Genomic DNA, 4,120 nt, shown 5'->3' with positions numbered 1-4,120 from the left:
GGGTACCGGTGAGGTACTCGGAGGCAGGGGCCGACGTCCCCTCTCCGATCTCTGACGTACCGAGGTGCTGAAGTGCTGCGAAAGGTAGGGCTGTAGGGCTATGCGATTCGCCTTCTCGACGCTGGGCGTGCCCGGGATGCCGGTACGCGACGTCGCCCGGCTCGCCGCCGACGCCGGGTACCACGGGGTGGAGCTGCGCGCCCATCCGGAGGAACCGGTGCACACCGGGCTCGGCGCCCAGGAGCGTGCCGAGGTGGCCCGTGCGTTCGCGGACGCCGGGGTGGAGATCCTGACCGTCGCCGGATACGCCAAGGTCGCCGAGGCGCAGGACGAGGCGGGCGAGGCGGCGCTGGCGGACGAGCTGGCGGGGCTGGTCGGGCTGGCGGCGGATGTGGGCGCCTCGTACGTACGGGTGTTCCCCGGCGGGGGTGACCGGCCGACCGCCGAGGCCGATGTGGACGCCGCCCGCCGGCTCGGTGCCATCGCCCCGCTCGCCGCGGACCGCGGGGTGACCGTCCTGCTGGAGACCCACGACTCGCACCGGACGGGGGCCGCGGCGGCGCGGGTGATCGGGCCGGTGGGGCACGGTTCGGTCGGGGCGCTGTGGGACGTGCTGCACACGTGGCTGGGCGGCGAGGACCCGGTCGCCGCGCAGGCCGTACTCGCGCCCCACTTGGGCTACGTCCAGGTGAAGGACGTCGCCTCGGCCGAGGACACGACTCCGCTGCCGCTCGGTGCGGGGGTACTGCCGCTGGCCGACTGCGTCGGGGCGCTCGTCGCGGACGGCTGGGACGGGTGGCTGTGCTGGGAGTACGAGAAGCGGTGGTACCCGGAGGCCGCGGCGCTCCCCGACCTGCTCCGGCCCGGCCGCGAGCACCTGGAGCACCTGGTGGAGGTCGCGCGGAAGTGAGGAGGGGCGCGGGGCGCGGGGGCTCCGCGTGCTTGCGGGTGGGTGCCGCGTTCGGCCCACTGTGTGTCAGTGACAACCATTCGTACCAATTCGGCGCCATGGGGGCGTTCCGGGGAACCCACGGCGTCGTCGGTCCGTCACATCGACGTGCTGCTGGTGAGTCTCCGCAACGCGGTGTCGGCCTCGCTGCTGGCTGCGTCGCTGACCACCCTCTCCACCGCCTGCGGCCGGCAGCACACCGCCACCGGCGCACCCCCCTCCTCACGCGCCGGTGGCGGATCTTCCTCGTAGCGGCCGGCGGTCGTTCCCGTAGCGGTTGGCCGTTGCCGGTTGGCCGTTGACTGTTGGCGATTAGCCCTGGTGGCAGGTGTCGGCAGTGGCCGCTGACGGCGCCCCGCCGGACTCACCGAAGCCCCGCCGCCCCGGGCCCGATCCCCGCTGCCCCGCCGGCCCCACGCCGGCCCCACCGGTCCCCTCAGCACCGAGCGCCACACCACTCCCCCGCCTGCTCGCGCCCCCTCACCCGGTTGCACTGTGGGCATTGACCGGTGATTGTTTTCCGGATATCCGTGTCTCCTTGGCAGTTTCCTTCAATACGCCAATATGCCCGGGGCTGGGCGGACCGGAGCGGCCTGTGCCGCGCCCGGGCCCCCTGGGGCCACCGGCACCGAGGAAGTCCTCCGAGGAAGCCTCCGGAAGGAGCGCACGTGCACTCCAGACGCCAGCCGCATTCCAGATCCCAGTCGCACTCCAGACGTACCGTGCTGACCGCCGCCGCAGCCGCCGCCGCGGCAGCCGCAGCGGCCGCCACCACCGGCCCCGCCGGAACCGCGTACGCCGCCCCCGCCGCCACCCCGCGCGACACCCGCGACCGCCTGCGTGCGCTCATCGCCCGGATGAGCCTGGAGGAGAAGGTCGGCCAGCTCTTCGTGATGCGGGTGTACGGGCACTCCGCCACCGCCCCCGACCCCGCCGACGTCGAGGCCAACCGCAAGGAGATCGGCGTCTCGAACGCCGCCGAGCTGATCGCCAAGTACCACGTCGGCGGCATCATCTACTTCTCCTGGGCGCACAACACCCGCGACCCGCACCAGATCGCCGAGCTCTCCAACGGCATCCAGCGGGCGGGCGCGGCCCAGCGCGTGCCCGTTCCGCTGCTGATCGCCACGGACCAGGAACACGGGATAGTGGCCAGGATCGGCGCGCCCGCCACGCTCTTCCCCGGCGCGATGGCCCTCGCGGCGGGCGGTTCGCGCGAGGACGTGGAGACGGTGGGCCGGATCTCCGGCGCCGAGCTGTACGCCATGGGCATCCGCCAGGACTACGCCCCCGACGCCGACGTCAACGTGAACCCGGCGAACCCGGTCATCGGCGTACGGTCCTTCGGCGCCGACCCGAAGGCCGTGGCGCGGTACGTCGCCGCCGAGGTGAAGGGTTATCAGGCGGCGGGCGTGGCCGCGACCGCCAAGCACTTCCCCGGCCACGGTGACACCGACACCGACAGCCACGTGGGCCTGCCGTACATCCACCACACCGCGGAGGAGTGGGAGCGGCTGGACGCACCGCCCTTCAAGGCGGCCATCGCGGCGGGAATAGATTCGATCATGACGGCGCACATCGTCGTGCCCGCGTTCGACAAGAGCGAGGACCCCGCCACGCTCTCCCGGCCGATCCTCACCGGCATCCTGCGCGAACGCCTCGGTTACGACGGTGTGGTCGTCACCGACTCGCTCGGCATGGAAGGCGTACGGAAGAAGTACGGGGACGCCCGGGTGGCGGTGCTCGCGCTGAAGGCCGGCGTCGACCAGCTGCTGAACCCGCCGGACCTGAAGGCCGCGTTCGAGGGCGTGCTCAGCGCGGTGGAGCAGGGCGAGGTCCGCGAGCCGGAGATCGACGAGAAGCTGCTGCGCATCCTGGCGATGAAGGAGCGGCGCGGGCTGTTCACGAACCCGTACACCACACGCCGAGCGGTGGACCGTACGGTCGGCACGCGCGGGCACCTGAAGACCGCCGACCGGATCGCCGACCGCACCACGACGCTGCTGGTCAACGAGGGCAGGCTGCTGCCGCTGTCCCGGCACCGGACGCGCCGGGTGCTGGTGGTCGGCGCGGACCCGGCGGCGCCGTCGGGCACCGGCGGGCCGCCCACCGGCGTCCTCGCCCGCACCCTCGGTGAGCTGGGCTTCACGACCACCGCGCTGTCCACGGGCACGGCGCCCACCCAGGCGCAGACCGATGCGGCGGTGGCCGCGCTGGCGGAGCACGACGCGGTGGTGGTCGCGACGTACAACGTCACCGCGGGATCCTCGCAGCGCGGGCTGGTGCGGGCACTGCTGGACACCGGGAAGCCGGTGGTGCAGCTGGCGATCCGGAACCCGTACGACATCGCGCAGCTCGGCGGGGTGAAGGCGGGCCTGGCGAGCTATTCGTGGACGGACGTGGAGCTGCGGGCGGCGGCCCGGGTGATCGCGGGCCGCCGGTCCCCGAAGGGCCGGCTGCCGGTGCCGGTCATGCGCGCCGACGCGCCGGACACCGAGCTGTACCCGATCGGCCACGGCCTCTCGTACTGAGCCGCGGGCCCTCTTGTACTGAGCCATCGCCCGACGGCGGGTCCGGCGCGTCCGCACCGGGCCCGCCGCCTGCCCGCACCGTCGTACGGCCCGCACCGCCGTACGGCCCGCATCGCACCGCCCCGTACCGCATCCCTCGTACCGCATGCGCAATCCGCTGTTCTCTTCTGGCGTGGGCCCGGCACGGCGGGTCACGCTGGGCCGGTGTGTCCCGGCACGCCCCGGGAGGGCGGTGCCGGGGAGCGGCGGGGCGGGACTCGAGGGGGACGCGGTGCGTGCTGCACGGCCGGCGGCCGGGGGCCAGCGGGCGGCCATCCGGGGGCGAGCACCGCTGCTGGCTGCGGTGCTCGCGTGCGGTCTGCTGCTGACCGGGTGTCAGCAGCCGTCCGGCGCGGAGCCGCACGGCGTGCGGGGCAGTACGCCGTCGGCCGGTTACGGCGCGGTCTTCCTGGACCGCGGCGAGTGCAGCGGCCAGGGGCGCGGCTCGGTCTTCCGCGAGGTGGACTGCGCGGACGGCGCTGCCGCTGCCCGGGTGCTGGCGCGGCACTCCGGGCGGCAGTCCGGGGGCGCGCTCTGCCCGGCCCGTACCGACTTCGTGCTGCACATCAGCGAGCACCGGCCGGACGCCGACGAGGACGGT

The 4,120-nt window shown here is 74.0% G+C and carries 2 protein-coding genes and 1 pseudogene; all 3 read left to right on the top strand.

All coding sequences use genetic code 11. From position 1 onward, the window contains the following. The first annotated feature begins 100 nt into the window (after positions 1–100). Positions 101–910, top strand: a complete 810-nt coding sequence (locus C3486_RS36295; protein WP_103837107.1) for a sugar phosphate isomerase/epimerase — start codon at positions 101–103, stop codon at positions 908–910. Positions 911–1,671: 761 nt separating this feature from the next. Continuing rightward, the gene (locus C3486_RS36290) at positions 1,672–3,480 is read left to right on the top strand and encodes a glycoside hydrolase family 3 protein (RefSeq protein ID WP_258053207.1); all 1,809 of its coding nucleotides are present in this window, start codon (positions 1,672–1,674) and stop codon (positions 3,478–3,480) included. Positions 3,481–3,751: 271 nt separating this feature from the next. Then, positions 3,752–4,120 (top strand): annotated as a pseudogene (locus C3486_RS36285) (hypothetical protein); the annotation flags it as partial.

Source organism: Streptomyces sp. Ru73 (assembly GCF_002920575.1).
Taxonomy (GTDB): domain Bacteria; phylum Actinomycetota; class Actinomycetes; order Streptomycetales; family Streptomycetaceae; genus Streptomyces.
This window is presented reverse-complemented; position numbering and strand designations above follow the sequence as displayed.

What these genes read in the sequence shown, in the direction of transcription:
- C3486_RS36295 (WP_103837107.1), top strand. Translation starts at nt 101, where the DNA reads ATGCGATTCGCCTTCTCGACGCTGGGCGTGCCCGGGATGCCGGTACGC.